Origin of the sequence: Actinoplanes awajinensis subsp. mycoplanecinus (genome assembly GCF_001509495.1) — a bacterium.
Taxonomy (GTDB): domain Bacteria; phylum Actinomycetota; class Actinomycetes; order Mycobacteriales; family Micromonosporaceae; genus Actinoplanes; species Actinoplanes palleronii.
Genome location: NZ_LLZH01000097.1, coordinates 63,872 through 90,228 on the forward strand (window position 1 = coordinate 63,872; position 26,357 = coordinate 90,228).

The window sequence follows — 26,357 nt, forward strand, 5'->3', positions numbered from 1 at the left end:
GGACCGGGTGACACCGGCCTCCAGCCGTGCGGGGGAACGGCATGCCGGCGGGGACCGGTAACCTTGTCGGGTGTCCGAAACCCCGACTTCACGCCGTGTCGCTCTCCTGACCCTGGGCTGTGCCCGTAACGAGGTCGACTCGGAGGAGCTGGCCGCCCGCCTCGACGCCGAGGGCTGGGAGGTCGGCACCGATGCCGCCCACGCCGACGTGGTGCTCGTCAACACCTGCGGTTTCGTGGAGAAGGCGAAGCAGGATTCGATCGACACCCTGCTCGCCGCCTCCGACACCGGTGCCAAGGTGGTCGCCGCCGGCTGCATGGCCGAGCGGTACGGCCGCGACCTGGCCGAGAACCTGCCCGAGGCCGACGCGGTGCTCGGCTTCGACGACTACACCGACATCAGCGCCCGCCTCGACGGCGTGCTGGCCGGCGAGAAATTCGACTCGCACACCCCGCGTGACCGCCGCGAGCTGCTCCCGATCACCCCGGTGCAGCGGCAGGCCGCGAAGGTGGTGGTGCCCGGTCACGCCACGGTCGACGAGCACACCCCGGCCCACCTGCGCAAGGTGCTGCGCCGCCGGCTCGACACCGGCCCGGTCGCGTCGCTGAAGCTGGCCAGCGGCTGCGACCGGCGCTGCTCGTTCTGCGCGATCCCGGCGTTCCGTGGCGCGTTCGTCTCCCGCGACCCGCAGGAGCTGCTGGCCGAGGCCGAGTGGCTGGCCAAGACCGGTGTGCGCGAGCTGGTGCTGGTCAGTGAGAACAGCACGTCGTACGGAAAAGATCTGGGCGACCCGCGCCTGCTGGAGAAACTGCTGCCGCAACTGGCCGCGGTCGACGGCATCGTCCGGGTCCGGGCCAGTTACCTGCAGCCCGCCGAGACCCGCCCCGGCCTGGTCGAGGCGATCGCCACCACGCCCGGCGTCGCGGCCTACTACGACCTCTCGTTCCAGCACTCCAGCGAGCCGGTGCTGCGCCGGATGCGCCGGTTCGGCTCCACCGAGCGCTTCCTCGAGCTGCTCGACTCGGCCCGCAAGCTGGCGCCCGAGGCCGGTGCCCGGAGCAACTTCATCGTCGGCTTCCCCGGCGAGACCAAGCAGGACGTGGACGAGCTGGCCCGGTTCCTGACCGAGGCCCGGCTGGACGCGATCGGCATCTTCGACTACAGCGACGAGGACGGCACCGAGGCGGCCGGCCTGACCGGCAAGATCCGCGCGTCCACCATCAAGCGCCGGTACGACAAGATCGTCGCGCTCGCCGAGGAGCTCTGCGCCCAGCGCGCCGAGGACCGGATCGGCACCACGGTCGAGGTGCTGGTCGACACGGTCGACGACGACGAGATCGAGGGCCGGGCCGAGCACCAGGCCCCCGAGGTCGACGGCTCCACCACGCTGGTCTCCGGCGAGCGGGGTGTCGACCTGGCCGCCCTGCGCCCGGGTGACCTGGTCCGCGCGACGGTGACCGGCACCGAGGGCGTCGACCTGATCGCGGTGCCGATCGAGATGATCTCCGCGGCGCAGGTCGACCGGTGACCGACGAGCCGGGTCCGGTGGCCGCACCCCGCGTGGTGTCGCTCTACAACGCGGCCAACGCGCTGACCGTGGTCCGGCTCATCCTCGTCCCGGTCTTCCTGGGCCTGGTGGTCGCGTCGCAGATGACCGACCACGGCTGGCGGGTCGCCGCCACCGTGGCGTTCTGCGTGGCCGCGGCGACCGACTTCGTGGACGGCTGGATCGCCCGCAAGTGGGAGCTGGTGACCTCGTTCGGCAAGGTCGCCGACCCGATCGCGGACAAGGCGCTGACCGGCACCGCGCTGGTGCTGCTCTCCGCGTACGACCAGGTGCCGTGGTGGGTGACGGTGGTGATCCTGGTCCGCGAGTGGGGTGTCACGGCGCTGCGGTTCTGGGTGATCCGGTACGGCATCATCCCGGCCTCCCGGGGCGGCAAGCTCAAGACCGGCCTGCAGACCTTGGCGATCACCTGGTATCTCTGGCCGTTCGGCACCCCGCTGGACGCGGCCGGCCCGTGGCTGATGGGCGCGGCCCTGCTGGTCACCGTGGTCACCGGCTTCGACTACGTGCTCCAGGCGCTGCGCCTGCGCCGGGGCCCGCGCGACCCGGTCCACCTCCTCGACCCGGCCGACCACCGCGAGCCGGCCGTCCCTCGTGAACAGGCCGACCCTCGGGACCCGGCCGGCCATCGCGAGCCGGCTGACCGTCATGGTCCGGCCGACCTTCATGGTCCGGCCGACCTTCATGGTCCGGCCGACCGTCACGGTCCGGCCGGCCGTCGTGAGCCGGTCGAGCCGGAGCGCGGCCGGGGCCGGGAAGCGTGACCGCCGCCGGCGACGCGGTGCGGGCCCTGGCCGAACGGGGTCAGACCGCGGCCACCGCGGAGTCGCTCACCGGCGGGCTGGTGGCGGCGACCATCGTCGACGTCCCGGGGGCAAGTGCGGTGTTCCGCGGCGGGTTCGTGGTCTACGCGACCGAGCTGAAAGCGGCGCTCACCGGCGTACCGAAGGAATTGCTGGCGGACCGCGGCCCGGTCGATCCGGAGGTCGCCGCGAAGCTGGCGGAGGGCGCGCGGGAACGCTGCGGCGCGGATTGGGGCCTGGCCACCACCGGCGTCGCGGGCCCCGAACCGCAGGACGGCAAGCCGGTCGGGCTGGTCTACATCGCCGTCGCGGGGCCGGACGGGACCCGGGTGCGCGAGCTGAAACTCACCGGAAACCGGGCGGCCATCCGCATCGAAAGTGTGATGGCCGTCCTGCAATTGTTGACCGGCATTCTCGGTTCTGCACCGGCTCCGGCCTGACCTGGGAATACCGCAGCCGGTGCCCTGGTTGTCGGAATGCACCGCGAGCCGGCCGCCGGAGGAATTCGGCGGGGCGGGATGTCGCCATCGCTCGCGGCAGGTACGGTTGCGGGAAGCCTCCGGCGCGTGCCGGCGGCCTCGCCCGCAGGAGGAGGTGCCATGGTCCTGCTACGCCGGGTTATCGGTGACGCACTTCGTGCGCGCCGGCAGGGACAGCACCGCACGCTGCGCGAGGTGTCGACCGCCGCGAACGTCAGCCTGGGTTATCTGTCCGAGATCGAGCGTGGTCAGAAAGAGGCCTCCAGCGAGCTGCTCGCGGCCATCTGCGAAGCGCTCGGCGCCCGACTCTCCGAGTTGCTCGGTGAGGTGAGCAGCACTCTCTCCCTCGCGGAGAACATGGAGGGCGTGCTCATCCCGGTCGAGGCCCAGCCGGTTGCCGACCCGCTCCGCGCCGATGCCAAGCGCCAGCTCGCGTCGGACGGCAGCGTCTCGGTGTCGGTGCGCCAGGACTCGCCGCTGAAGGCGACCCTGCACGCGACCCGCAAGACGCAGCGCGACGTGGTCTACGCCGCCTGACGACCCCAATCTGATCATGACGACGAAACCGGGCCGCCTCCAGGACGGCCCGGTTTTGCCGTGCCGTCCGGCAGGCAGTTCCCAGGTTCGCGCGTCTCGCCCCCTGCCCCTGGGGGGCGTAGCCTCGATCTCAGGCTCGATGCCAGGGGAGACCCTGAGATCCCCCGTAGGTCACGTGACGCCACTGGCACCGGGCTGACACGATGGTTTCGCGTCTGCGGCGAGGTTTCTCGGCCAGCACGCGTCCGACCGAGCGACATTGAGGGGATACCGCGAGATGGCGAACCCGTTCGTCAAGGGCTGGAATTACATGATGGCGCTCTTCGGCGCGAAGATCGACGAGTACGCCGACCCGAAGGTGCAGATCCAGCAGGCCATCGAGGACGCCCAGCGCCAGCACCAGGCGCTCGTCCAGCAGGCCGCTGCCGTCATCGGCAACCAGCGGCAGCTCGAGATGAAGCTGTCCCGGCAGATGTCCGAGGTCGAGAAACTGCAGGGCATGGCGCGTCAGGCGCTGGTCCTGGCCGACCGGGCCCGGGCCGGCGGCGACGAGGCCGAGGCACAGAAGTACGAGCAGACCGCGCAGACGCTCGCCACCCAGCTGGTCTCCGGCGAGCAGTCGATGGAGGATCTGAAGACCCTCCACGACCAGGCTCTCGGCGCGGCCGGGCAGGCCCGCAAGGCGGTCGAGAACAACGCGATGGTGCTGCAGCAGCGCATCGCCGAGCGCTCGCGCCTGCTCAGCCAGCTCGAGCAGGCCAAGATGCAGGAGACCGTCGCCAAGTCGCTCGAGTCGATGTCGTCGCTGACCGCGCCGGGCAACACCCCGTCGCTGGACCAGGTGCGCGACAAGATCGAGCAGCGGTATGCGAATGCGATGGGCCGGGCCGAGCTGGCTTCCAACTCGGTCGAGGGCCGCATGCTCGAGGTGCAGAAGTCCAGCCTGGACATGGCCGGCTCGTCGCGCCTGGAGCAGATCCGGGCCAGCATGGCCGGCGACAAGCTGGGTGGCGCCCCGGCACAGCCGGCGGTCGGGCAGCAGGGCGCTCCGGCGGCCGACCCGGCCAGCGTGGCCCGGCTCGACGAGATCCGCGCCAGCATGAACCAGAAGCGCGGCGACGCCGCGGCCGGCTGAGAGTCCGGCCTCGGTGGCCGGCCTTGGCCGGGCGGCCCCGGTGGCCGGCCGGCGGTCCGGGTGAGTGGCGGGAGGACGTGACGTGGACGAGCGGACCAGGTATTTCCGCCGGCTCAAGCGGCTGCGCGGTGCCGCGCGGCGGTGGAGTGTGCTGGGTGGCGGTCTGACCGCGGCCGCGGCCGTGCTCACGCCGTACGCGGGGATCGGCATCGTGGACGCGGTCTGGGCCGCCGGTGCCGGCGGTTCGGTGGTGCTGGCCTGGTGGCGGTGGAGCGATCACCGCGCGCTGGCCGCCCAGCCGGCTCCCGAGCCGAGCCTGCCCGGACCGCGGTTCGCCGCCGCTCTGGAACGTTCCCAGGTCGGCCGCACCGTGCTCAACGAGGTCCGCCGCCAGAAGAACCGTTACGGTCTGCGCGGCTCGACGATCGCCGACGCGTGGGACCGGCTGGACCGCGCCTCGGCCACCATGCTCGGCCTGGCCGGCCGGCTCACCGGCTCCGGCGAGACCGCGGTGCTCGAGGCGGCCACCGCCGAGCAGTGGCTGCGTGATCTCGGCCAGCGGGTGGCGAGCGTGGAGCGCGCCGTCCCGCTCGGGCAGCCCGCCCAGCGGGCCGGCCTGGAGCAGTCGCACGCCGCGCTGGCCGAGCAGTTCACCGAGGGTGTCGAGGCGTTCGAGGAACTGGTCGCGGCCGCGGCGAGTTATGTGGCCGAGGACGGCCATCCGGTGGCCGACAGCCGCCACCCGGCGTATTTCGGCCTGATCGAGGCGGCCGACCGGTTGCGCGGCATCGCCGAGGGTCTCGCCGAGCTGCGGGACCGGACCGCCCGGTTCACGCCGCAGCGGCAGGCTCAGGCTGACAGCGCGGGCACCAGTAAGTGATCCGGTCCTCCAGCTCGGCCTTGTCCCCGATCCGCCCCGCACTCGCGCTCAGCGGCGGCGATTTCTCAGCTCCCCGGGCCATGCTGCCGGGTCCCCGCCGCACGCTGCCGTCTCGTCCCGCGCTGCCGTCTTGTCTCGCGCTTGCCGACAGCGGCGAGTAGTCGCCTTCTCGGCTTCCGCTCGTCGGGAGGAGCGGTGAGCGTTCGGCTTTTCGAATCGCTGTGCCGCAGCGCCGGCACGGCTGGGCCCGCCTGCCGTAGACGTAGCTCGTCTCACCCCGCCGCAGCGACCCGGTGGTGGTCTGCGTCCAGCGCCCCCGGTTCGAGGCCACCAGCCGCTGGGACAGCTCGACCGTGCCGGTGAGGTCGGCCACGTCGGCCACCCGGGTCCACGGCCACAGCCCGCGCAGGAAGAGCGTCTCGGCCCGGTAGAGGTTGCCCACCCCGGCCAGGTTCCGCTGGTCCAGCAGCGCCTCGGAGATGGTGGCCTCCGGATGCGCGGCGATCCGCCGGACGGCTTCGGCCGCATCCCAGTCGGCGCCGAGCAGGTCCGGGCCGAGGTGCCCGACCAGGCTCTCCTCCTCGGCGGTCGGGATCAGGGTGAGATCGTGCAGGTGGTATCCGACGGCGACCGCCCGCTCGGTGCGCAGCACGACCCGGATCAGGTGGGCGGGCCGGCCGGTCCAGCGTTCGCCGGGGGCGTAGGTCCGCCAGGCGCCTTCCATCCGCAGGTGGGAGTGGAGGGTGAGCGGCTTCTGCGCGGCGGCCGCCCGGCGGTTGTCGCCGGGTCCGCCGGGTTCAGCGGTTTCGGCGGGGCTTTCGCCAGGGTCGCGGTGGGTTTCGCCGGGGGTGAGGCGGAGCAGCAGGTGTTTGCCACGGCTGGCGGATTCGGTCACGGTCCAGCCGGTCAGGTCGGTGGTGGCCAGGCGCGGCACCCGGAAGTCGGATCCGGTCAGGGTCGCCCCGGTGAGGGCGCGCTCAACGACGCGCGCGGTGTTCCAGACGGTGTCCCCTTCGGGCATGGCTACATCCTGCCCGTTCCCGCCCGTTTGATGCCTCCACCCGGCCGCAGCGTGGTTCCTGCCTTAGCCTGGACCGCCGTGCTCTGCCTTGGCCGCCGTGCTCTGCCCTGCCCGCCCGGCTCTGCCCGCCCTGCCCTGTCCCGGCCCGCCGTGTTCTGCCGTGCCCTGGCCGCCCGGCCGTGCCCTGCCCGCTCGGCCCTGCCGGGCGGTCCCGATCCGTGCCCGGCCTGCGGTCAGCAGGGTGGTTCCGGCCTGGGCCCGGTTAATCGCTCGGCTCGGCCCCTCCGCGTGGGGATACTCGCGGGCATGGATCTGGACATCGCGCCGGTCGGCGACCGCACCGAGATCATGGAGCAGCTCACCGGCCTCTGGCCGGAGTTCATGCGGCACGACCCGACCAGCGGCCTGTACTACCGGCACGACACCACGTTCTGGCCCGATTTCACCCTGCTCGCCGTCGATCGGGAGACCGGTGAGGCGGTCGCCAAGGCGCACTCGGTGCCGATCTCGTTCGACGGTGCGATCGCCGACGGCCTGCCGGAGGGCGGCTGGGACTGGGCGATCCGGACCGCCGCCCACGACCGGCTCAGCGGCACCACCCCGACCATCGTCTCGGCGCTGGAGATCGCGGTGCGTCCCGACCTGCGCGCCCAGGGGATCTCCGGGCTGATGTTGGCGGCCATGCGCGAGAACGCTGTCCGGCACGGATTCACCGACCTGGTGGCCCCGGTCCGCCCGACCGGCAAGGCCGCTTTCCCGGACGAGCCGATCGATGAGTACGCGTTCCGCCAACGCCCCGACGGCCTCCCGGTCGACCCATGGCTGCGAGTCCACGTCCGAGCCGGCGGAGTCATCGTGAACGTCGCCCACCACAGCATGATGATCCCGGGAACCCTGGCCCAGTGGCGCGACCGCACGGGCCTCCCGTTCGACAAGAGCGGCCCGGTCCCGGTGCCGGGCGCACTGTCAGACGTGCACTGTTCAGTCGAACACGACCACGCCGTCTACGTAGAACCCAACGTCTGGGTCCACCACCCCCTCTAACCCACCGCCGGCTGGCGCTCAGAGGCGCCTCCGAGCCGGCGAGACACCCCTACGGACCAGCCGGGAGATCTCAGCTGGCCCCCAGAGGTGTCTCCGGGCCGGTGAGGCACCCCCGAGCGCCAGCCGGGCCCGGGGAGGTGCTCGGCGGTCGGGGGCGGCAGTGTGCCGCGCGTGGTGGGCGGTGCGGCGCGAGGCGCGTGGCTGGTCCCTGGGGGTGTCTCGGGGCCGGTGAGGCACCCCCGAGTGCCAGCCGGGACCGGGATCCTCGCGGGCTGGGTGAGGCCCGTGGTGAGCGCCGCGGCCTCGCTCGACGCGGCTGGGCCGGGAGCCGGGCGGCGGCCGCGTGGCCGCTCGGACGGGACTCGGCTCGTGGCCTACGGACGGGCGCTCGGTATCCGTACCGAAGAAGTCATCGGCGTTCGGCGATGCGGACCATGTCGCCGGGGACCACCGAGAGCACGACCACTGCGCGCCCGTTGTTCACCGCGATCGCCACCTGGTCCGCGGAATCGGTGTAGACCAGCAGCTCGCCGGCGCCCACATCGGCGAACGTGCCACCCCGGCGGGCGCGCACCGTCCCGTTCACCACGAGTTCCGGGGCGAGCCCGGTGAGCATCGTGCCGTTCGCGGCCAGCTGCACGTTCCCGAAGCGGTCCACGGTCAGCACCTCGGCCTCGATCCAGCCGTCACCGACGCTGGTCACCGGGTCGGGCAGGCGGACCAGGGCGGACGGCGTGATCGCCGCCCCCGCGCCGGCCGGGTCGGCCCCCGCGGCCAGCCGGGCCGCGGCCGGTGCGAACACGTCCCGCCCGTGGAAGGTCCGGGACACGTCGCCCAGCGTCCAGTCCGGGTTGGTCAGCTCGTAGGCGGCGGTGATCCCGCCGAGCGCCTCGGCCGCCCAGATCAGCAGGCCGTTGTCCGGTCCGACGAGCAGCCCGTTCGGCGTGCTCAGCACCACGCCGCGCCGTGCCGTGCCGACGCCCGGGTCGACCACCGCGAGATGCACCGAGGCCGGCAGGTGGGGCGCGGTCTGTGCCAGCACGGCCGCGCCACGGCTGACGTCGGCGGGCGGTACGTGGTGCGTCACGTCGATCACCCGGACATCCGGCGCGATCCGCGCGATCGACCCGTGGCAGGCCGCGACGAAGCCGTCGAAGGTGCCGTAGTCGGTGGTGAAACTGATCCATCCATAACCGGCCATGGTGGCTGACGTTACTGCCAGTCGCGGCCGCCCGCGTCCCGCCGGCGCCCGCGTGTCTCCGGTCACGTCCGGGTCTCCCGGAGCGGGGTGCGGGCCGGGACCGCCCCGGCGATCTGGCAGGGTTGATCTCATGCGTCTCGTGATCTTCACCGAACCCCAGCAGGGTGCCAGCCACGACGACCTGCTCCGGGTGGCCAAGGCTGCCGAGGATGGCGGCTACGACGGGTTCTTCCGCTCCGACCACTACCTCAAGATGGGTGACGGGCCCGGGCTGCCCGGCCCCAGCGACGCCTGGATCACCCTGGCCGCGCTGGCCGTGCAGACCTCCCGGATCCGGCTCGGCACGCTGGTCAGCTCGGCGACCTTCCGGCTCCCCGGCCCGCTGGCGATCGCGGTCGCCCAGGTCGACGCGATGAGCGGCGGCCGGATCGAGTTCGGTCTCGGCGGCGGCTGGTTCGACAGTGAGCACCAGGCTTACGGCATCCCGTTCCCGGCCATCGGCGAACGTTTCGACCGTCTCGAGGAGCAGCTCGAGATCATCACCGGGCTGTGGAAGACGCCGGTCGGCTCGACCTACGCCTTCGAGGGCAAGCACTACCAGCTCAGTGACTCCCCGGCGCTGCCCAAGCCGGTGCAGTCCCCGCTCCCGGTGATCGTCGGCGGCAAGGGCAAGAAGCGCACCCCGGACCTGGCCGCCCGCTACGCGGCCGAGTTCAACGTCCCGTTCTCCAAGATCGAGGACATCTCGGTCCAGTACGACCGGGTCCGCGCCGCCAGCGCCGCCATCGGCCGCGCCGAGCCCCCGGCGTTCAGCGCCGCAGCGGTGCTCTGCGTCGGCCGCGACGACGCCGAGGTGCGCCGCCGGGCCGCCGCCATCGGCCGCGAGGTCGAGGAGATGCGCGAGAACGGCGGCATCGTCGGCACCCCGGCCGAGGCCCTCGAGGTGATCGGCCGGTACGCCGAGGCCGGCGCCTCCCGCCTCTTCGCGCAGGTCCTCGACCTGTCCGACATCGATCACGTCGACCTGGTCGCTTCGGACGTCCTGCCCCACCTCTGATCCTCCTTCCCGGCTCGGCGGCCGTCCTCCCGGGCGGCCGCTGGGTCAGGGCCTGTCCTAGCCGCGCAGCCGCAGACCTCGTGGTGTCGCGCGGAAGCCGGCCGTGGTCAGCGCCTCCCGCAGCGGCGACGAGTGCACCGACTCCCCGTCGGCGCGCTCCACCGACAGCGCACCGAGCACCCCCGACCGCACCGAAGCCGCCAGCGCCTGCCCGGCCGCCGTCAGCGCCTCCGGATCGTCCGCGAAGGACAGCAGCGTGCGACCGCCACGTTCCACGTACAGCACCAGCTCGCCGCCGGCCAGCACGACCAGCGCGCCCGCCTTGCGACCGGCCCGGTGCCCGGCCTTCGCCACCGGTTCGCCGTCACCGCTGTCCACGATCCGGTCCGGCCACGGCAGCGCCGCCCCGTACGGATTGGCCGGGTCCGTCGCGGCCAGCACCAGCGCACTCGTCCCGGTACGCCTGGCCAGCTCGGCCGGCTCCGCCAACGCGCGCAGCCGGTCCACCGCGCCGGGCACCGCGAACTGCGCCGCCCCGAGCCCTTCCACGAAATACCCCCGGCGGGCCGCACCCCGCTCCTCCAGAGCGCTGAGCACCGGGTAGACCGCGGCGAACCCGCCGGTCACCCCTTCCGCCATCACCGCGCCCCGGGTCACCACGCCGTGCCGTTCGAGCAGGACGTCGGCGAGCGCGGCGGCCCGCCGGGTCGGGTCCAGATCCCGGTCCGGCAGCTTCGACCAGCGGCCGGCCATGTGCAGCGGCCCGGTCCGGGACGGCATGGCCGGCCGCCCCGGACGTCGGTAACGGCTCCGGGCCGGCGCGGCTTTCGCCTTGTGCGCCCCGCTGCCACCGAGCATCGCCCGCAGCGGGGCGAGGGTGTCGTTGGTGAGGTGCCCGGCCCACACCAGATCCCACACGGCGCCGGCCAGGTCGGTGTCGTCGGTCGAGCCGACCCGGTCGGCGAGCGAGCGGAAGAACATCGCCTGCCCGTCGCCGAGCGCGTCCAGCACGGCCTGGTGCGCCGGGGTGAGCGCGAACTCCTCGTCCGGTGGGGGCAGCAGCAGGGGCGCGCTGTCCGCGTACGCCAACGTCACCCACCCGTCGCCCCCGGCGATCGCACCGGACCCGGCCCACAGCACCTCGCCGCCGCCGGACAGCTCGTCGAGCAGCGGTGGCGCGTAGTCGGCCACCCGAGCCGGCAGCACCAGCCGTTCCCAGGCCGAGGCCGGCACCGCCACGCCCTGCACCTGCTCGAGTGCCGCGGCCAGCGCCTCCACCCCGCGGGCGTTGCCACCCACCTGCTGCCACCGGGGCAGGAACGCGGCGAGCGTCTTCGGCGGCACCGGCTCGATCTCCCGGCGCAGCGCGGCGAGGGAACGTCGCCGCAGCATGCGCAGCACCTCGGCGTCGCACCACTCGGTGCCCGCGCCGTCCGGGGAGAACTCACCGGAGGTGACCCGGCCGGTCGCGCTCAGCCGTTTCAACGCCTGCTCGACCACGAACACGCCCAGTCCGAATCGGGCCGCGCAGGTCGCCGCGAGGAACGGCCCGTGCGTACGGGCGTAGCGCGCGACCAGGTCACCGAGCGGGTCGGCGAGCGGTTCCAGGTACGCCTCGGGGATGCCGACCGGCAGCGCCACGCCGAGCGCGTCGCGGTACCGCCCCGCGTCGTCGATCCCGATCCAGCGGTCCTCGCCGGCCACCCGCACCCGGATCGCGCGGCGGGCCGACTCCAGCGTGCGCACCCAGTCCTCGGGCACGCCGCGCTCGGCCAGCTCGGCGGCGGACAGGTCACCGAGCAGCCGGAGCAGCTCGGCGGCGTCCTCCGCGTCCCGGGGGCTGCGCTGCGGGCTCAGCCACTGCAACTGCGTCGCGGTCTCGATCACCACCGCGGGGTCGAGGAGCTCGCGCAGGTCGACCCGGCCGAGCAGCTCGCCGAGCAGGGTGGCGTCCAGGGCCAGCGCGGCGGCCCGGCGCTCGGCGAGCGGGGCGTCCCCCTCGTACAGGAAAGCGCCGACGTATCCGAACAGCAGCGAACGGGCGAACGGTGACGGGCGCTGGGTCTCCGCCTCGACCAGCCGGACCTTGCGCCCGGCGATCTCCCGCATCAGGCCGGACAGCCCGGGAACGTCGAAGACGTCCTGCAGGCACTCGCGGGCCGCCTCCAAGGTGACCGGGAAGTCGGCGAACTCGCGGGCCACGTCGAGCAGTTGCGCGGACCGCTGGCGCTGCTGCCAGAGCGGCTGCCGGCGGCGCGGATCGCGGCGGGGCAGCAGCAGCGAGCGGGCCGCGCACTCCCGGAACCGGGACGCGAACAGCGCGGACGTGCCCACCGACTCCTCGACCATCTGGGCGATCTCCTCCGGGTCGAAGGCGACCAGGTCAGCGCCGGGTGGCTCCTCCGCGGTGTCCGGCAGCCGGATCACGATGCCGTCGTCGGAGGGCATCACCTGACCGTCCACGCCGTACCGCTCGCTGAGCCGGCGGGCGATCGCCAGCGCCCACGGCGCGTTCACCTTCGCACCGAGCACACAGTGCACGGTCATCCGCCAGTCGCCCAGCTCGTCGCGGAACCGTTCCACCACGATGGTCCGGTCGTCCGGCAGGTGCCGGGTGGACTCCCGCTGCTCACGCAGGTAGGTGACCAGGTTCCCGGCGGCCCACTCGTCCAGGCCGGACTCGCGCAGCGCCGCGGTGGCCGCCTCGTCGCCGGCCCGGGCCAGGGCGCGCAGCCGGGCGCCGATGGCCCGGCCCAGCTCGATCGGCCGGCCCGGGGAGTCGCCCTTCCAGAACGGCATCCGGGCCGGGGCGCCGGGCGCGGGGGAGACCAGCACCCGGTCCGGGGTGATGTCCTCGATCCGCCACGAGGTCGAGCCGAGCAGGAAGACGTCACCGACCCGCGACTCGTAGACCATCTCCTCGTCCAGCTCACCGACCCGGGAGGCGCGCTCGGAACCGGCCAGGAAGACCCCGAACATGCCGCGGTCCGGGATGGTGCCGCCGCTGGTCACGGCGAGGCGCTGGGCGCCCGGCCGGCCGGTCAGCAGATCGGTGCCGCGATCCCAGACCAGGCGGGGCCGCAGCTCGGCGAAGGCGGTCGACGGGTACCGCCCGGAGAGCATGTCGAGCACCGCGTGCAGGGCCGACTCGGGCAGCTCGGCGAACGGCGCGGCCCGCCGGACCAGCGCGGCCAGCTCGTCGACCGGCCAGGCGTCCATCGCCACCATCGCGACCACGTGCTGGGCCAGCACGTCCAACGGGTTGCGCGGGTACCGCAGCTCCTCGATCGCGCCGGCGATCATCCGTTCCGCGACGACCGCGCAGGAGAGCAGGTCACCGCGGTGCTTGGGGAAGACCACCCCGCGCGAGACCGCGCCGACCTGGTGACCGGCCCGGCCGATCCGCTGCAGGCCGGCCGCGACCGTCGGCGGGGCTTCGATCTGCACGACCAGGTCGACCGCGCCCATGTCGATGCCGAGCTCCAGGCTCGAGGTGGCGACGACCGCGGGCAGCCGGCCGGACTTCAGCGCCTCCTCGATCTGCTTGCGCTCCTCCCGGGAGACGCTGCCGTGGTGCGCTCGGGCCACCACGGCCGGCGCGCCGGAGGCCGCCGCGGACTGCGCCATGATTGCCGCCGGCATCCCTGCCGCGCCGCCACCCTGTCCGCTTCTCATCAGGCCGGCGGCGATCTCACCGACCGCGACCGGCATGGCAGAGCCCTCTTCGGTACGACCGGAGCCCCGGTCCGGCTCCTCGCGCCACGCCGTCTCGCCGCGCTGGGTGGCCTGCTCGGCGAGCCGGGCCAGCTCCACCCGCTCGGCGGACAGCTCGTTGAGCCGGGCGCAGAGCCGTTCCGCGCCGCGCCGGGAGTTGGTGAAGACGATCGTCGAGCGGTGCGCCTCGATCAGGTCGAGCACCCGCTCCTCGACGGCCGGCCAGATCGACGGCGTGCGCCGGCCACCCTCCAGGTCGTCGGACTCGGACGCCTCGTCGAGCCGGGTCATGTCCTCGACCGGCACCTCGACCGACACCTCGATCGTCTTGGTGCTGGGCGGCTTGACGATCTCGACGTGCTGCGACCCGCCGAGGAAGCGGGCGGTCTCCTCGATCGGGCGCACCGTCGCGGACAGCCCGATCCGCTGCGCCGGGCGCTCCAGCAGCGCGTCCAGCCGCTCCAGGGAGACCGCCAGGTGAGCGCCCCGCTTGGTGGCCGCGACCGCGTGCACCTCGTCGATGATCACTGTCTGGACGCCGCGCAGGGAGTCCCGCGCCGCCGAGGTGAGCAGCAGGAACAACGACTCGGGAGTGGTGATCAGGATGTCCGGCGGGGTGCGGGCGAACCCGCGGCGCTCGTCGGCGGGCGTGTCACCCGTACGCATGCCGACCGTGATCTCCGGCGGTGGTAAGCCGAGGCGGCCCGCCGCCTGACGGATGCCGGTGAGTGGGGCCCGCAGGTTGCGTTCGACGTCGACGGCGAGGGCTTTCAGCGGGCTCACGTAGAGCACCCGGCATCGCCGCCGAGCCTCCTCGGGGACCGGCTCGCCGGCCAGCCGGTCGAGGGACCAGAGGAAGGCGGCAAGCGTCTTGCCGGAACCGGTGGGCGCGACCACCAGGGCGTGCCGGCCCGCGCCGATCGCCCGCCAGGCCCCGGCCTGCGCGGCGGTGGGCGCGGCGAACGCGGCCGTGAACCACTCCCGGGTGGCCGGTCCGAACTTCTCGAGCACGTCTCGCACGTCACCCGTCCTCTCGTCGTGGTCCGGCTTCATCCTCCACCGGGGGTGTGACAGAAACCGGCGACGAGGCCCACGCGGGGCCCGGGTGATCGTCATTCCGTGGGCGGTCTGTCCCTGATTATCCTGATGACCGACACGATGGGTGGTGCCGATGGCGGTCAGGCAGATGCTCGTCGCCGGCCGGTACCTTCTCTTGGAACCGGTCGGCGCTGGTGGGATGGGACGGGTCTGGCTGGCCCGGGATCAGATGCTGGACCGGGACGTGGCGATCAAGGAGATCGTCCCACCGGACTGGATGAGCGCGACCGAGAAGGATCGGCTGCACAATCGGACACTCCGCGAGGCGCGCAGCGCGGCCCGGCTGACGCATCCGCACGTGGTCCGGGTCTACGACGTGGTGCACGCCCAGGGCCTGTCCTGGATCGTCATGGAGTATGTGGCGTCCCGGTCGCTCTACCAGGTGCTCACCACCAAGGGTCCGTACCCGCCGGTCGAGGCGGCCCGGGTCGGCCTGGCCGTGCTCTCCGCGCTGACCGCGGCACACGGCGCCGGGGTGCTGCACCGCGACGTGAAGCCGCACAACGTCCTGATCGGCTCCGACGGCCGGGTGCTGCTGACCGATTTCGGTCTGGCCACCTTCGTCGACGACGGCATGGTCACCACGCCCGGGCTGATCGTCGGCTCACCGCAGTACGTGTCCCCGGAGCGGGCCCGGGACGGCGCCTCCACTCCGGAGTCGGACCTGTGGTCGTTCGGGGCCACGCTGTACGCGACGGTCGAGGGGCAGTCACCCTATGCGCGGGACAGCGCGATGGCGACGCTTGCCGCGCTGGCCACCGAACCCCCCGACCCCGCGGAGCGTGCCGGGCCGCTGGGCCCGATTTTAGAAGCCCTTCTTCGGTACGAACCGGAAGCGCGCCTGACGGCCGCCGAGACGGAGCGGCAGCTCCGAGCGGTGATCGAGGAGGCCGAACCGGCCCTGCCCGCACAGCGGCACCGGAGCGCGCGGGGGGAGCCCAGCCCTGCCCCGGCCGTCGAACCGCTCGTGGACACCGGCGGCGTCCCCACCAGAGACGTCCCAACCGCGCCCGTCCCGACCGAGCCCGTCCCGACCGAGCCCGTTTCCACCGAGCCCGTCTCCACGGCAGCTGTCTCCACGGTGGCTGTTTCCACGGCGCCCGTTTCCGCGGCAGCCGTCTCCACTGCGGCTGTTTCCGCGGGTCCTGCTGCTCCCGGAGGTGACTCTGGCGGATCGTCTTCCGTGGGGGAAACGAAGCCGGCGCCCGCGCCGCGTCTCCCCCGCCGTAAGGCTCTGGCCGAAAGCGATCAGCAGAGCAGCGCCACCGAGGGCATGACCCGTGGGAATGTCACCGGCGCACCGATCCGCGCCGAACACCCCGAACCCGCTGACCGAGCCATCCGGGCGAGCACCGGCGACCTGTCCGACACCAGCATCTTCGCCGATGCCGATGCCGATGCCGATGCCGATGCCGATGCCGGTGGCTCGGGCACGGCGGTTGATGAGTTCGTCACCGAGGAAGCCGAGGAAGCCGAGAACTCCGAGGACTCCGACGGCTGGTGGCTGCCCTCCGGCCACTGGTCGGACCGCCCCTACGCCGACGGCGCCGACTCCTCCGGGAACGACTACATCGACGGCACCTTCACCAGCGACGACGCCTACTCCCCGGTCTCCGCGGCCGCCGCGGGCGGAATCCACCACGGCCCCGGCAGCCATCACGGCCGCCGTGGCGCCGACCGCACCGGCGCGGATTCCTCCCGCCCTCGCCCCCGGCCCCACCCGAACCGCCAACCGGCCGCCGCCGGCGATCCCGCGACCCCCCGGACGTCCCGCCGCGGCAACCAGGCCTCGGGCCACACGATCCCGGCTCCCCGCTCCCCGCTCTCCGGTCACCCGGGCGCGAACCGGATGTCCGCACCCGGGTGGCAGTTCCGCCCCCGGCCGATGGACCGGACCCGGACCCGGCTGGTCGTCGCGGGTCTGCTGCTGGTCGCCGTGCTCGGCGTCAGTGCGCTGAGCGTCCATCTGGTCCAGCGGGACGCCGCCACGCCGGAGGTGGTCCGGCCACCGGCCGTCGCCCCGTCCTCGCCCCGGGCGTCACCGACCGTCCGTGCCCCGCGCCCCGGCGGTTTCTCGCCGGTGGTCTGCGACGCGACAGCACCCGCCGGCGTCCCGGTCGCCCCGAAGCGGGGCGCGGCCCGGGGTGTCAGCGGCTGGGTCCTGCAGGCCGGCTGGTCCTACTTCACCGACGGGACCGGGTTCCACATCCCGGTCCCGGACGGCTGGACCTACCAGCGGATCGGCACCATGTACTGCTTCCGGGACCCGCTCAGCACCGGGGTGCTGAGCCTGGACGTGGGCCGCCGTCCCCGCACCGACCCGCTCAAGGGCTGCCGTGCCGAGGACCGCCGGCTCCGGCTGACCGGCCGGGTCCGCGACTATGCGCTGATCACCGTCGCGTCGGTGACCCTGCTGCACAAGGCCGCCGACTGGGAGTACCGCTACCGCACCGAGGCGGGCGCCCTCCGCCGTGCCACCACCCGCTGGTTCACGGCCGGTGGCCGGCCGTACGCGCTCGGCTGGTCCACCCCGGAATCCGCCTGGGCCACCGAACTCAGCAAGGTCCAGATGGTCCGGAGCACCTTCTACACCGACACCCAGGGCACCTCCGCCGCCGCCAGGAGCAGCTGATCCGCCTGCCACACCCCGCACCGCCTGGCACAAGGGGGCACGCGAGGGGAGAGGCTGGCGCAGGGCGCCCTCGTCAGCTCACGCTGGCGGTGGCCAGCTTGATGCTGAACCCGACGAACAACGCGCCCACCCCGGTGGCAGCGCCGGCGGCCAGCCGGCGTCGCCGCTGGAACTGCCCGGCGAGGAACCGGCCCCCGAAGATCAGCGCGGTCAGGTACAGCGCGCTGAAGAACTGCACCACCGCCCCGAGCACCAGGAACGACCACGCCGGATGCGGATATCCCGGCTCGACGAACTGGAGGAAGAACGAGACGAAGAACAGGATCGCCTTCGGGTTCAGCAGGCTGATCACCGCCGCCCGGCGGAACGGCCGCTGCATCTCGGCCGGCGCCTCCTCGGCCACCGGGGCCGGCTCGTCCCGGTGCCGCCAGCCGTGCCAGGCGCCCCGGATGATGTTCACCCCGACCCAGGCCAGATAGGCCGCCCCGGCGTACTTCAGCACCAGGAACAGCGGCGGGTACGTCCCCAGCAGCGAGGACACCCCGGTGGCGGACAGGACCATGAGCACCGCGTCGCCGATGAAGACCCCGCACGCCGCCTGATAGCCGGCCCGGACGCCCCGGCGGGCGCCGACCGAGAGCACGAAGATCGAGTTCGGCCCGGGCAGCAGGATGATGGCCACCACGCCGAGCACGTACGTCCAGAAATCAGTGATGCCCAGCATCGGTCACGCCCTCCCCGGCCCCGATCCGCCGGCGGCCAGGCGGTCCCGCAGGCGTTGCGCCACGGCCGGCCACTCGTCTGCCGTCAGCGCGAAGACTACGGTGTCCCGCCAGGAGCCGTCGGGCCGCAGCCGCTGCCTGCGGAGCAGCCCGTCCCGGCTCGCACCGAGCCGGGCGATCGCCTGCTGGGAGCGCTCGTTGCGGATGTCGGTGTACCAGAACACCTTGGCCGCGCCGAGCACGTCGAACGCCCGCTCCAGCAGCATCAGCTTCGCCTCGGTGTTGACCCCGGTCCGCCACCACTTGCGGCCCAGCACGGTGTGCCCGATCCCCACCGCGCGGCGCACCGGGTCGACGTCGTGGTACGTCGTCATGCCCATCACGACGCCGGTCACCGGGTCGACCTGGGCCCACCCGGCCCGGTCGCCCCGCCACTGCCCGCGGATCACCTCAGCGATCTCGGCGGCGGTGTCCTCCGGGGTGCGTGCCCGCGGGGTCGGGAGGTACCGCCAGACCTCCTCGTCGTCCAGCGCCTCGAACAGTCCCGCCGCGTGCGCCGGGGAGAGCGGCTCCAGCCGGACGTGCCGGCCCTCCATCAGGACCGGCGTCTGCCACTCGGCCGAGGTGCGGCCGGGCAGGTAGGCCGGTGGTGGCGTCGTGACGCCCGGATCGGTCTCCGGCGGGCCGGCGACCCGGCGGATCGGGAGCACACCGGCCCAGTGCGGCAGGTCGAGATCCTCCGGATCGTCCACCACGCCGTGCTCGCGGAGCCGGACCGAGACCTCCACCAGCGGCAGCGCCAGCAGACTGGTCTGTGCCATCTCCTGCTTGGTCGGCGGCCGGCTGTCGGCGGCCCGGCCGACGCCGACCTTCTCCACCAGCGCTCGCATGGCCTCCGCCTTCTCGGCCGGGTCGGTGACCGGCCGGGCGACGCCGAGGGCGACCACCGAGCGATAGTTGGCGCTGTGGTTGAACTGCGACCGCGCGTAGACCAGGCCGTCGAGCAGCGTGACGCTCACGCAGATCGGGATGCCGTCGCCGCGGGCCGACAGCGCCATCCGCCCGCCGGTGGAACCGTGCAGGTAGAGCGTCTCGCCGACCCGCACGTGCAGGGTCGGCAGGACGCGGGGCTCGCCGTCCACCACAAAACCGGCCGAACAGTCGAACGCCTCGTCGAGGATGGCATGTGCCTTCTCCCGGTCGTAGTGCATGCGCTCGCGGGTCCGGGACGCGGTGGTCCGGTCGGTAGCGGCGTAGACGTCGGTCATCAGGGCCTCCCCGGTAGTGCTGTGTGGCGTGCCTTCGGCGACTTGCACTTGTTCTTGTACTAGTACAGAATCGTCGCTGTGGCAGAACAGTATCAGGTCAGCGGTGAGACCGCCGCCGCGATTTCGGCGAGCATCGAGGCCGGTGTGGTGCGTGGCGACTGGGTCTTCGGGGCGGCGCTCCCGCCGGTGCGGGTGCTGGCCGGCACGCTGCACGTCAGCCCGGCCACGGTCGCCAAGGCGTATCAGGATTTGAGGCAACGCGGCGTCGTCGAGACCGAGGGCCGGCGCGGCACCCGGGTCCGGTTCCGCCCGCCGGTGGCGCTCTCCCGCGCGGTCCTGCGCCCCCCGGTGCCGGCCGGCGTGCTCGATCTCTCCCTGGGCGAGCCCGACCTGCGGTTCCTTCCGCCCCTCGGCCCGGCGCTGCGGGCGGTCGCCGACCAGGTCGGTCCGCCGCAGGGCTATGCGTCGGCGGTGACCATGCCGGAGCTGATCGAGTCGGCCCGTCCGCGCCTGCTCGCCGAGGGCATCCCGGTCGCCGACGCGGCGATCGCGGTCACCGCGGGCACGCTCGACTCGATCGAGCGTTTGCTCACCGCGCATCTCCGGGCGGGCGACGCGGTCGCGGTCGAGGATCCGGGCTGGTCCAACCTGCTCGATCTGATCGCCGCCCTGGGCATGCGGCCGCTGCCCGTCGCGGTGGACCAGCAGGGTCCCGACCCCGAGTCACTCGCCGCCGCGCTGCGGGCCGGGGCGCGAGCCGTGGTGATCACCGTGCGCGCGCAGAACCCGACCGGCGCCGCGGTCGGCGTGGCTCGCGCGGTGGTCCTGCGCGAGCTGCTCGCCGGGCATCCCGAGATCCTTCTGGTGGAGGACGATCACGCCGCCGAGCTGGCCGACGAGCCACCGCACTGCATCGGCCCGGTGACCCGGTGGTGGGCGTTCGTCCGCTCCGCCTCCAAACCGTTCGGGCCGGACCTGCGGATCGCGGTGCTCGCCGGCGACGAGACCACGATCGCCCGGGTCGCCGGCCGGATGCGGATCGGCATGGGCTGGGTCTCCACCCTGTCCCAGCGGCTCCTCCTCCAGCTCTGGCAGGATCCGGAGGTCACCGAGCTGGTCGCGGCCGCCGCCCGGTCGTATGCGGTGCGCCGCCGCGCCCTGCGCACCCTGCTGCAGGCGCAAGGTGTCCCGGCGTTCGGCGAGACCGGCATCAACGTCTGGGTTCCGGTCCCCGACGAGACCCACGCGATCGCCACGCTGCGCGACGCGGGTTATGCGGTGGCACCCGGCGCGCTCTTCCGGATCGCCGCGCCGCCCGGCATCCGGATCACCGTCAGCCCGCTCGCGGAGCCCGACCTCCCCGCCCTGGTCACGGCGGTGACGACCGTGGTCCACCCGACGGCTCCAGGTCCGCTGATGCGATGAGACCGCCGCCGGACCGACCGTCACACCCCCTTTTCGGTACGACCATTGCCGGTCGATTCGCGAGCGCTGCTGCCCGCGGGGTCGTCCCGGGACCAATCGCCCCCACCGCTCGCCTCCCGTCGCACGCCCACCCGATCGCGTGCCGCTGTCGCCCCGGCCCCGGTCGACCGCGTGACCCCCGCCCTCTCGGAACCGGCGGGCTGTCACCCGTGTGGGTGGGTCCGGTCGGCGGGCCGGTGGTGCGTACCGGTAAAACGGACGCATGGCAGGGACCGGAGCGCCGCCTGGCGCACAGCAATGGGTGCCGTCCCAGGCGCGCAGCATCGACGAGCTCAAGCAGGCCGCCGCCGGCTGCCAGGGCTGTGAGCTGCACGAGAACGCGACGCAGACCGTCTTCGGCCGGGGCGCGCCCCACGCGAAGATCGTTTTTGTCGGTGAGCAGCCCGGTGACGTCGAGGACCAGCACGGCCTGCCGTTCGTCGGCCCGGCCGGCCGGCTGCTGCGGGAAGCGGTGGACGACGCCGGGATCGACCCGGGCATCCTCTACATAACGAATGCGGCGAAGCATTTCCGGTTCGAGCTGCGGGGGACCAGGCGGATCCATCAGACGCCCGGCCCGGCGCACATCGCCGCCTGCCGCCCATGGCTGGTCGCCGAGTTCGCCCTGCTGAAACCGCAGCTCGTGGTGCTGCTCGGAGCGACCGCGGGCAAGGCGTTGCTGGGTCCGTCGTTCCGGGTCACCCGGTCCCGCGGGCAGCTGATGCCCTGGCCCGCCTCGGCCGAGCACCCGGAGGACTTCCCGGTCGCCGACATCCAGGCGCTGGCCACGATCCATCCGTCGGCCGTGCTGCGCGCGGACGATCGTGACCTGGCCTACCGCGGTCTGGTCGACGATCTGAAGATCGCCGCCGCGGCCGTCACCGCCTGAACCCTCGATCCGCGTCCCGTGACCGCCCCTCCGGCAACCAGTGGCGCACGTCACAGTCCGGTTCGCAGCCGGGCTCGCCTTTGCGGAACGAGGCGTGCGGGAGGCGCGTAGGTAGGCTCGTCTGCGTGCGATTGACGGAATTCTGGCGACGGCTTGAGCAGGCGTTCGGGGCAGGTTACGCCCGCAGCATCGCGGCCGATCAGGCCTTTTCGGACTTGGGCGGACGCACTATCGACGAAGCCATCGCGCAGGGTATCGGCACGGCTACCATCTGGCGCGCCGTGGTGGCCGCTTACCCCGATCGGGTGCCTTCCCAGCTGCACTGAGTCATTTTTCGTACGCTTGTTCTGGCGTGTCGCTCGATGTCGTACAAGTGTTCGGCTATTGTCCACAGCGGCTCGGCCATCCACAGCTCTCGGTAGGGCAGAGGGTTTTTGTCATACCCACCGCATACCGTGTCGGCCGTGGCGAAGAACGCGAAGTCGAATACAGGGGTGGCGGCAATGGTGGCAGGACCGGACAGGGAAAAGGCGCTGGAGCTAGCGCTTGCACAGATCGATAAGCAGTTCGGCAAGGGCTCGGTGATGCGGCTCGGCGAACGGCCTGTGGTCCAGATGGCCGTCATCCCGACCAGCTCGATCGCCCTCGATGTGGCGCTCGGCGTCGGTGGCCTGCCGCGTGGCCGGGTCGTCGAGATCTACGGACCGGAGTCCAGCGGTAAGACCACGGTCGCACTGCACGCCGTGGCCAACGCGCAGAAGGCCGGCGGCACGGCCGCGTTCATCGACGCGGAGCACGCCCTCGACCCGGATTACGCCCGGGCGCTCGGCGTCGACACCGACGCCCTGCTGATCTCCCAGCCGGACACCGGTGAGCAGGCGCTCGAGATCGCGGACATGCTGATCCGCTCCGGCGCGCTCGACATCATCGTCATCGACTCGGTCGCGGCGCTCGTGCCGCGCGCCGAGATCGAGGGCGAGATGGGTGACAGCCACGTGGGTCTGCAGGCCCGTCTGATGAGTCAGGCGCTGCGCAAGATCACTGGCGTGCTCAGCAACACCAACACCACGGCGATCTTCATCAACCAGCTCCGCGAGAAGATCGGCGTCATGTTCGGCTCGCCCGAGACGACGACCGGTGGCCGCGCGCTGAAGTTCTACTCGTCCGTGCGTCTGGACGTGCGCCGGATCGAGGCGCTGAAGGACGGCACCGACGTGATCGGCAACCGCACCCGGGTCAAGGTCGTCAAGAACAAGGTCGCGGCGCCGTTCAAGCAGGCCGAGTTCGACATCATGTATGGCAAGGGCATCTCCCGCGAGGGCTCGCTCATCGACGTGGGCGTCGAGCAGAGCATCATCCGCAAGTCCGGCGCCTGGTACACGTATGACGGCGACCAGCTCGGCCAGGGCAAGGAGAAGGCGCGGGAGTTCCTCAAGGAGAACCCCGACGTCGCCGCCGAGATCGAGAAGAAGATCCTGGAGAAACTCGGCGTCGGGCAGGTCACCGGGGACGCCGCCGGCGGCCCCGAGCTGCCGCCGGTCGACTTCTGATCCGGTAAGCCGCGATGGCCGGACGACGTGGTGCCCGGTCCGGGCGTGGATGGGATGCCATCCCGCCCCGGACCGGCGCCGAAGGACCGGAAGGCGAGCCCCCGGGCGAGAGTGCCTCGGGGCCGTCCCGGCGTGGCAGCACCCGGCGCGGCGGCCTTTCCCGCCGCCGCTCCGAGTATGACGACCAGGGCCTCTGGCAGACCTTCGGCTCCTCCAGCGAGACGCCGGAGGAGGCCGAGGCCAGTCCCGATCCGGATCCCGGAGTCCCCGCTGACCCCGCCGTCACCGGCGACCGGGTCGGCTGGGGCGCCAGCAGCTTCGACGCCCGGGTCGGCTGGGACGCCGACGGCCCGAAACGCCGGCGAGCCGGGCGGTCCGGCAGCCAGGAGAGCCCTGACCTTTCCACTGCTGAGGAGGGTTCCGGCCTTCCCGGTCCGCTGAGCCGAAAACGCCGGGGCGCAGGCGGCCGCAGCGACGATCCGGCTCCTCGGGGCTCCTGGGGCACCGCCCGATCCGGCGGCAGAACCCTCGATCGGGGGAGCGGTGGCATCGCCAATTCCGCAGAGCATGACCACGGCACGCTCGGCCCTGACAGCTCTGCCGGCGAAGCAGCCGAGCAGGGTGACCCTGGTTCGGGCAGTTTCGGCAGCGCGCCGGCCGGGCGGAGCCGCTTGAGCTCGGCGAAGTCGGCGAGCGACATCGCTGACTGGCTCGCGGCGCAGAGCGGCCGGAGTCCCGGCAGCCCTGCCGTCCGCCGAGGCGGGGACTCGCCCGGTGCCGCCGGGCAGGGGAGCGGAGACGACACGGACGCCTTCGGCGAGGCGAACGCTTCAGGCGCGGGCCGGCCCGGTGGCCGGCAGTCCGGGCGTGCCGGTCGACGGCGTGGTTCCGGCGCGGAGTCCGGTGACGGTGGTGCCGCCCGGAAGCCGGCGCAGCCACAGCAGACCGAGTCCGAGCGGGCCCGGGAGATCTGCCTGAACCAGCTCTCGGCACGTCCACGGACCCGCGTCGAGCTGGCCAAGGCGCTGGCTCGGAAGGAGATCTCCGAGGAGGTGATCGCGGAGGTCCTGGACCGGTATGACGAGGTCGGGATCATCGACGACGCGGCGTTCGCCCGAGCCTGGGTGTCCAGCCGGCACAACGGCCGTGGCCTTGCCCGCCGTGCTCTCGCCAACGAGCTCCGGCAGCACGGGGTGGACGCCGAGACCGCGAGTGAGGCGCTGGAGGCCGTCGACGACGAGTCGGAGGCGGCTATCGCCCGGTCTCTCGTCGACCGCAAGCTGCGCACGGCCAAGGGCCCACCGGAGGCCGTCTTCCGCCGACTCGTCGCCATGCTCGCCCGCAAGGGCTACCCGGCCGGCGTCGCCATCGGCGCAGTGAAGGACGCTCTGGCCGCCCGCGACGCCGAAGCCGCCGAGTTCGCCGACGGCCTGGACGCCGACGCCCTGGCCGACCAGGCCGAGGACACCCTCTCCTGACCACCGCCCACCACCCCGACCCACCGGGAAAGCCCGCGCACCCCACCACGGCCGATCCGCGCCCGCATTCCCGCAGTCCACGCCGCGCCGGGCCAGTGCGCCGGGTCCTCCGGGTGTGCGGATCGGGCCTGCAATTCGTTCCGCGGCTGGTCCGCGACCCGGCCGTTCCCCGCCGGTTCCGTGCACCGGACCCGCCGCCCGTGCCACGCCGCGGTCCATGAGCCGTGCACCACGATCCGCGCCTCGCCGGGCCCGCGTTCCGCGCCGCACCATTGCTGCGCCCGTGGTCCGTGCTGCGCCCGTGGTCCGTGCTGCGCCCGTGGTCCGTGCTGCGCCCGGGCCGGCAGGCCGCTCCGCGTCCCGGTCACCGGCCACGGTGCCTCCACCGCGAGGTGAGCCCGGCGGCGGCCCGGGGCCAGACCCACCCCATGGTTGCGCTTGGTAACAAGAGTTCCGATGCGGAGAGAAACCTCCGCCACCCCCCGGCAACCCCTCCGCCCCACCACCCGAGCGCCCGCTCCCACGCCCACCTCACGAACCCGATCCGTCACCCTCCCTGGTGGCATTGGTGCGGATCTCCACCGCTCGCCCCGATATAGTCTTGATGTGAGGAAGTCCACCATTCGACGGGAAACTCCGGATCGGCACGTCCGGGTAGGGCTACCGTCACGCTCGGTACGGTGGGTGTCCGGTTGTCGACGCGCGGAATAATCGTCGGGGGTCTCGTCAGCGCTGGTGATCCGGGTGGATTGACCAGCGCTGGAAGCGCCCGATGGTACGGCACGTCGGAAATATCCGGGCGATATCGTGAGCTGGGCGTAAGCACGTCTGTGCCGTACGTCCCTCCGCTGCCGAATCATGAGTCCTTGACCGAAGCGGCACTTGCGACCTAGCCTCGCGTTACACAAGGTTTGCTCGACCATCGCAAGCAACACACACAACATAGATCGCATTACATTACGGCATCACTTGGCGGGCTCTGTCCGTCAAAGCCTCCGCTCACTGCCGACCGCGCGGTGAGTGGTCAGACATATCAGCGGTCGACCCCACAACTCCACACACTCTGATCCGAGCCATCAGCAGCCGACCCGGAATCGGGAGCCGTTCGCACCGCCGACGGGGTCCGACAGAGCCTCGACGGGCGAGAAATCGCCCGAGGCGTTGTCACCCTCCGTCGACGATGACGACGGTGATGACGACGAGTCGGCTCCGCCGACGGAACCGTTCGTGTGACAACGGCCCCAGTGATCACTCAGCCCCAGCGTCATTCAGCCGAACCGGCGACGCGAAGAGCCGAGAGGCCGCAAAGCCGAAGAACCACGACAGCCGAAGGACCGCAAAGCCGAAGATCGCCAGCGACCAAGAGGTAGCAGCGGCCGAAGGGGCAGCAGCGACCAAGAGGTAGCAGCGGCCCGAGGTCGAAGCGGCCCCCCGGTTGAAACGGTCCAAGTCCACGGCGACCCAGGTCAAGCGGCCCAGCCAGCAGGCAACGCGGAATCCGCGCAGCCGGCCGACCGGACCGCCTGCCGGGCAGGTGAAACCCCACGGCTCGACGAGCCGCAGGGCAAGCCTCGCCGGCGGCAAGGCCCGAACCCGACCCTTCCAAGCCGGGCAAGGCACCGGGCAAAGTCGTCGGCTGACGGTGAACTCAAGGCCGGAATCAGAGACCCGACGAACCGGACCGGAGCGGCGAAAGCCACCCCGACTCCCGGTCCGGAGGCGGTCAGGAAGCCGGAACAAGCGGCCACCGGCCTCGCCGAGAGGCGAAGCTGGTAGCCGTACGGCCGGAGCGTGTGAGCCGGGGCGTGGTCATCTGCC

Annotated in this window: 17 protein-coding genes and 3 pseudogenes; 15 read left to right on the forward strand and 5 right to left on the reverse strand. The window is 72.6% G+C overall.

Features of this window, described 5'->3' with window-relative positions; genetic code table 11:
- The first annotated feature begins 70 nt into the window (after positions 1-70).
- The 6 genes and pseudogenes from rimO to pspM all read left to right on the forward strand — a co-directional run bounded on the left by rimO (position 71) and on the right by pspM (position 5,401).
- Positions 71-1,528 (forward strand): 30S ribosomal protein S12 methylthiotransferase RimO, encoded by a 1,458-nt coding sequence (gene rimO / locus ADL15_RS13555; RefSeq protein ID WP_067689287.1) that lies wholly within the window; start codon positions 71-73, stop codon positions 1,526-1,528.
- A pseudogene (gene pgsA, locus ADL15_RS13560) lies at positions 1,525-2,109 on the forward strand (CDP-diacylglycerol--glycerol-3-phosphate 3-phosphatidyltransferase); the annotation flags it as partial. The gene rimO and the pseudogene pgsA, both read left to right, overlap by 4 nt.
- Before the next feature lie 218 nt (positions 2,110-2,327).
- Positions 2,328-2,810, forward strand: a complete 483-nt coding sequence (locus ADL15_RS13565) for a CinA family protein (protein WP_067689290.1) — start codon at positions 2,328-2,330, stop codon at positions 2,808-2,810.
- A gap of 159 nt (positions 2,811-2,969) precedes the next feature.
- Complete coding sequence (locus ADL15_RS13570) at positions 2,970-3,386, forward strand: helix-turn-helix domain-containing protein (RefSeq protein WP_067689293.1); 417 nt, start codon at positions 2,970-2,972, stop codon at positions 3,384-3,386.
- A gap of 277 nt (positions 3,387-3,663) precedes the next feature.
- Positions 3,664-4,521: a PspA/IM30 family protein gene (locus ADL15_RS13575; protein WP_067689296.1), complete on the forward strand. Its 858-nt coding sequence runs from the start codon at positions 3,664-3,666 to the stop codon at positions 4,519-4,521.
- Between the two features lie 82 nt (positions 4,522-4,603).
- The gene (gene pspM, locus ADL15_RS13580) at positions 4,604-5,401 is read left to right on the forward strand and encodes a phage shock envelope stress response protein PspM (RefSeq protein WP_067689299.1); all 798 of its coding nucleotides are present in this window, start codon (positions 4,604-4,606) and stop codon (positions 5,399-5,401) included.
- Here pspM and ADL15_RS13585 read toward each other — a convergent pair.
- Positions 5,352-6,422, reverse strand: coding sequence for a DNA-formamidopyrimidine glycosylase family protein (locus tag ADL15_RS13585; RefSeq protein WP_067689302.1), 1,071 nt, complete (start codon positions 6,420-6,422; stop codon positions 5,352-5,354). The genes pspM and ADL15_RS13585 overlap by 50 nt on opposite strands.
- 306 nt (positions 6,423-6,728) lie before the next feature.
- Between ADL15_RS13585 and ADL15_RS13590 the strand changes: the two genes are divergently transcribed.
- On the forward strand, positions 6,729-7,466 hold the full coding sequence (locus tag ADL15_RS13590; protein ID WP_067689305.1) for an acetyltransferase-like protein: 738 nt from the start codon (positions 6,729-6,731) through the stop codon (positions 7,464-7,466).
- 409 nt (positions 7,467-7,875) lie between these two features.
- Here ADL15_RS13590 and ADL15_RS13595 read toward each other — a convergent pair whose 3' ends face one another.
- Entirely contained in the window at positions 7,876-8,667 is a 792-nt protein-coding gene (locus tag ADL15_RS13595; RefSeq protein ID WP_067689308.1) for an SAM hydrolase/SAM-dependent halogenase family protein, read from the reverse strand.
- A gap of 130 nt (positions 8,668-8,797) precedes the next feature.
- Between ADL15_RS13595 and ADL15_RS13600 the strand changes: the two genes are divergently transcribed.
- Positions 8,798-9,724 carry an LLM class F420-dependent oxidoreductase gene (locus tag ADL15_RS13600; protein ID WP_067689311.1) on the forward strand — a complete coding sequence of 309 codons (927 nt, stop codon included), beginning with the start codon at positions 8,798-8,800 and terminating at the stop codon, positions 9,722-9,724.
- A 57-nt stretch (positions 9,725-9,781) separates the two neighbouring features.
- Here ADL15_RS13600 and ADL15_RS13605 read toward each other — a convergent pair whose 3' ends face one another.
- Complete coding sequence (locus ADL15_RS13605) at positions 9,782-14,449, reverse strand: Lhr family helicase (protein ID WP_394326933.1); 4,668 nt, start codon at positions 14,447-14,449, stop codon at positions 9,782-9,784.
- A 256-nt stretch (positions 14,450-14,705) separates the two neighbouring features.
- Here ADL15_RS13605 and ADL15_RS13610 point away from each other — a divergent pair.
- Positions 14,706-15,344 (forward strand): annotated as a pseudogene (locus ADL15_RS13610) (serine/threonine-protein kinase); the annotation flags it as partial.
- A gap of 263 nt (positions 15,345-15,607) precedes the next feature.
- A pseudogene (locus tag ADL15_RS57045) lies at positions 15,608-15,700 on the forward strand (hypothetical protein); the annotation flags it as partial.
- Positions 15,701-17,241: 1,541 nt separating this feature from the next.
- Here the strand turns inward: ADL15_RS57045 and leuE are convergent.
- Complete coding sequence (gene leuE, locus ADL15_RS13615; RefSeq protein ID WP_067689317.1) at positions 17,242-17,892, reverse strand: leucine efflux protein LeuE; 651 nt, start codon at positions 17,890-17,892, stop codon at positions 17,242-17,244.
- 3 nt (positions 17,893-17,895) lie between these two features.
- Positions 17,896-19,158 (reverse strand): bifunctional pyridoxamine 5'-phosphate oxidase family protein/GNAT family N-acetyltransferase, encoded by a 1,263-nt coding sequence (locus tag ADL15_RS13620; protein ID WP_067689321.1) that lies wholly within the window; start codon positions 19,156-19,158, stop codon positions 17,896-17,898.
- Between the two features lie 78 nt (positions 19,159-19,236).
- Between ADL15_RS13620 and ADL15_RS13625 the strand changes: the two genes are divergently transcribed.
- The 5 genes from ADL15_RS13625 to ADL15_RS57050 all read left to right on the forward strand — a co-directional run bounded on the left by ADL15_RS13625 (position 19,237) and on the right by ADL15_RS57050 (position 24,539).
- Entirely contained in the window at positions 19,237-20,583 is a 1,347-nt protein-coding gene (locus ADL15_RS13625) for an aminotransferase class I/II-fold pyridoxal phosphate-dependent enzyme (RefSeq protein WP_067689325.1), read from the forward strand.
- A gap of 262 nt (positions 20,584-20,845) precedes the next feature.
- Complete coding sequence (locus tag ADL15_RS13630; RefSeq protein ID WP_067689328.1) at positions 20,846-21,511, forward strand: UdgX family uracil-DNA binding protein; 666 nt, start codon at positions 20,846-20,848, stop codon at positions 21,509-21,511.
- A 125-nt stretch (positions 21,512-21,636) separates the two neighbouring features.
- Positions 21,637-21,837 (forward strand): DUF3046 domain-containing protein, encoded by a 201-nt coding sequence (locus tag ADL15_RS13635; protein ID WP_067689329.1) that lies wholly within the window; start codon positions 21,637-21,639, stop codon positions 21,835-21,837.
- Between the two features lie 177 nt (positions 21,838-22,014).
- A complete protein-coding gene (gene recA / locus ADL15_RS13640) occupies positions 22,015-23,061 on the forward strand; it encodes a recombinase RecA (RefSeq protein ID WP_067689333.1) in 1,047 nt (348 codons plus the stop codon).
- Positions 23,062-23,075: 14 nt separating this feature from the next.
- Positions 23,076-24,539: a RecX family transcriptional regulator gene (locus tag ADL15_RS57050; RefSeq protein ID WP_232344076.1), complete on the forward strand. Its 1,464-nt coding sequence runs from the start codon at positions 23,076-23,078 to the stop codon at positions 24,537-24,539.
- Positions 24,540-26,357: the final 1,818 nt, after the last annotated feature.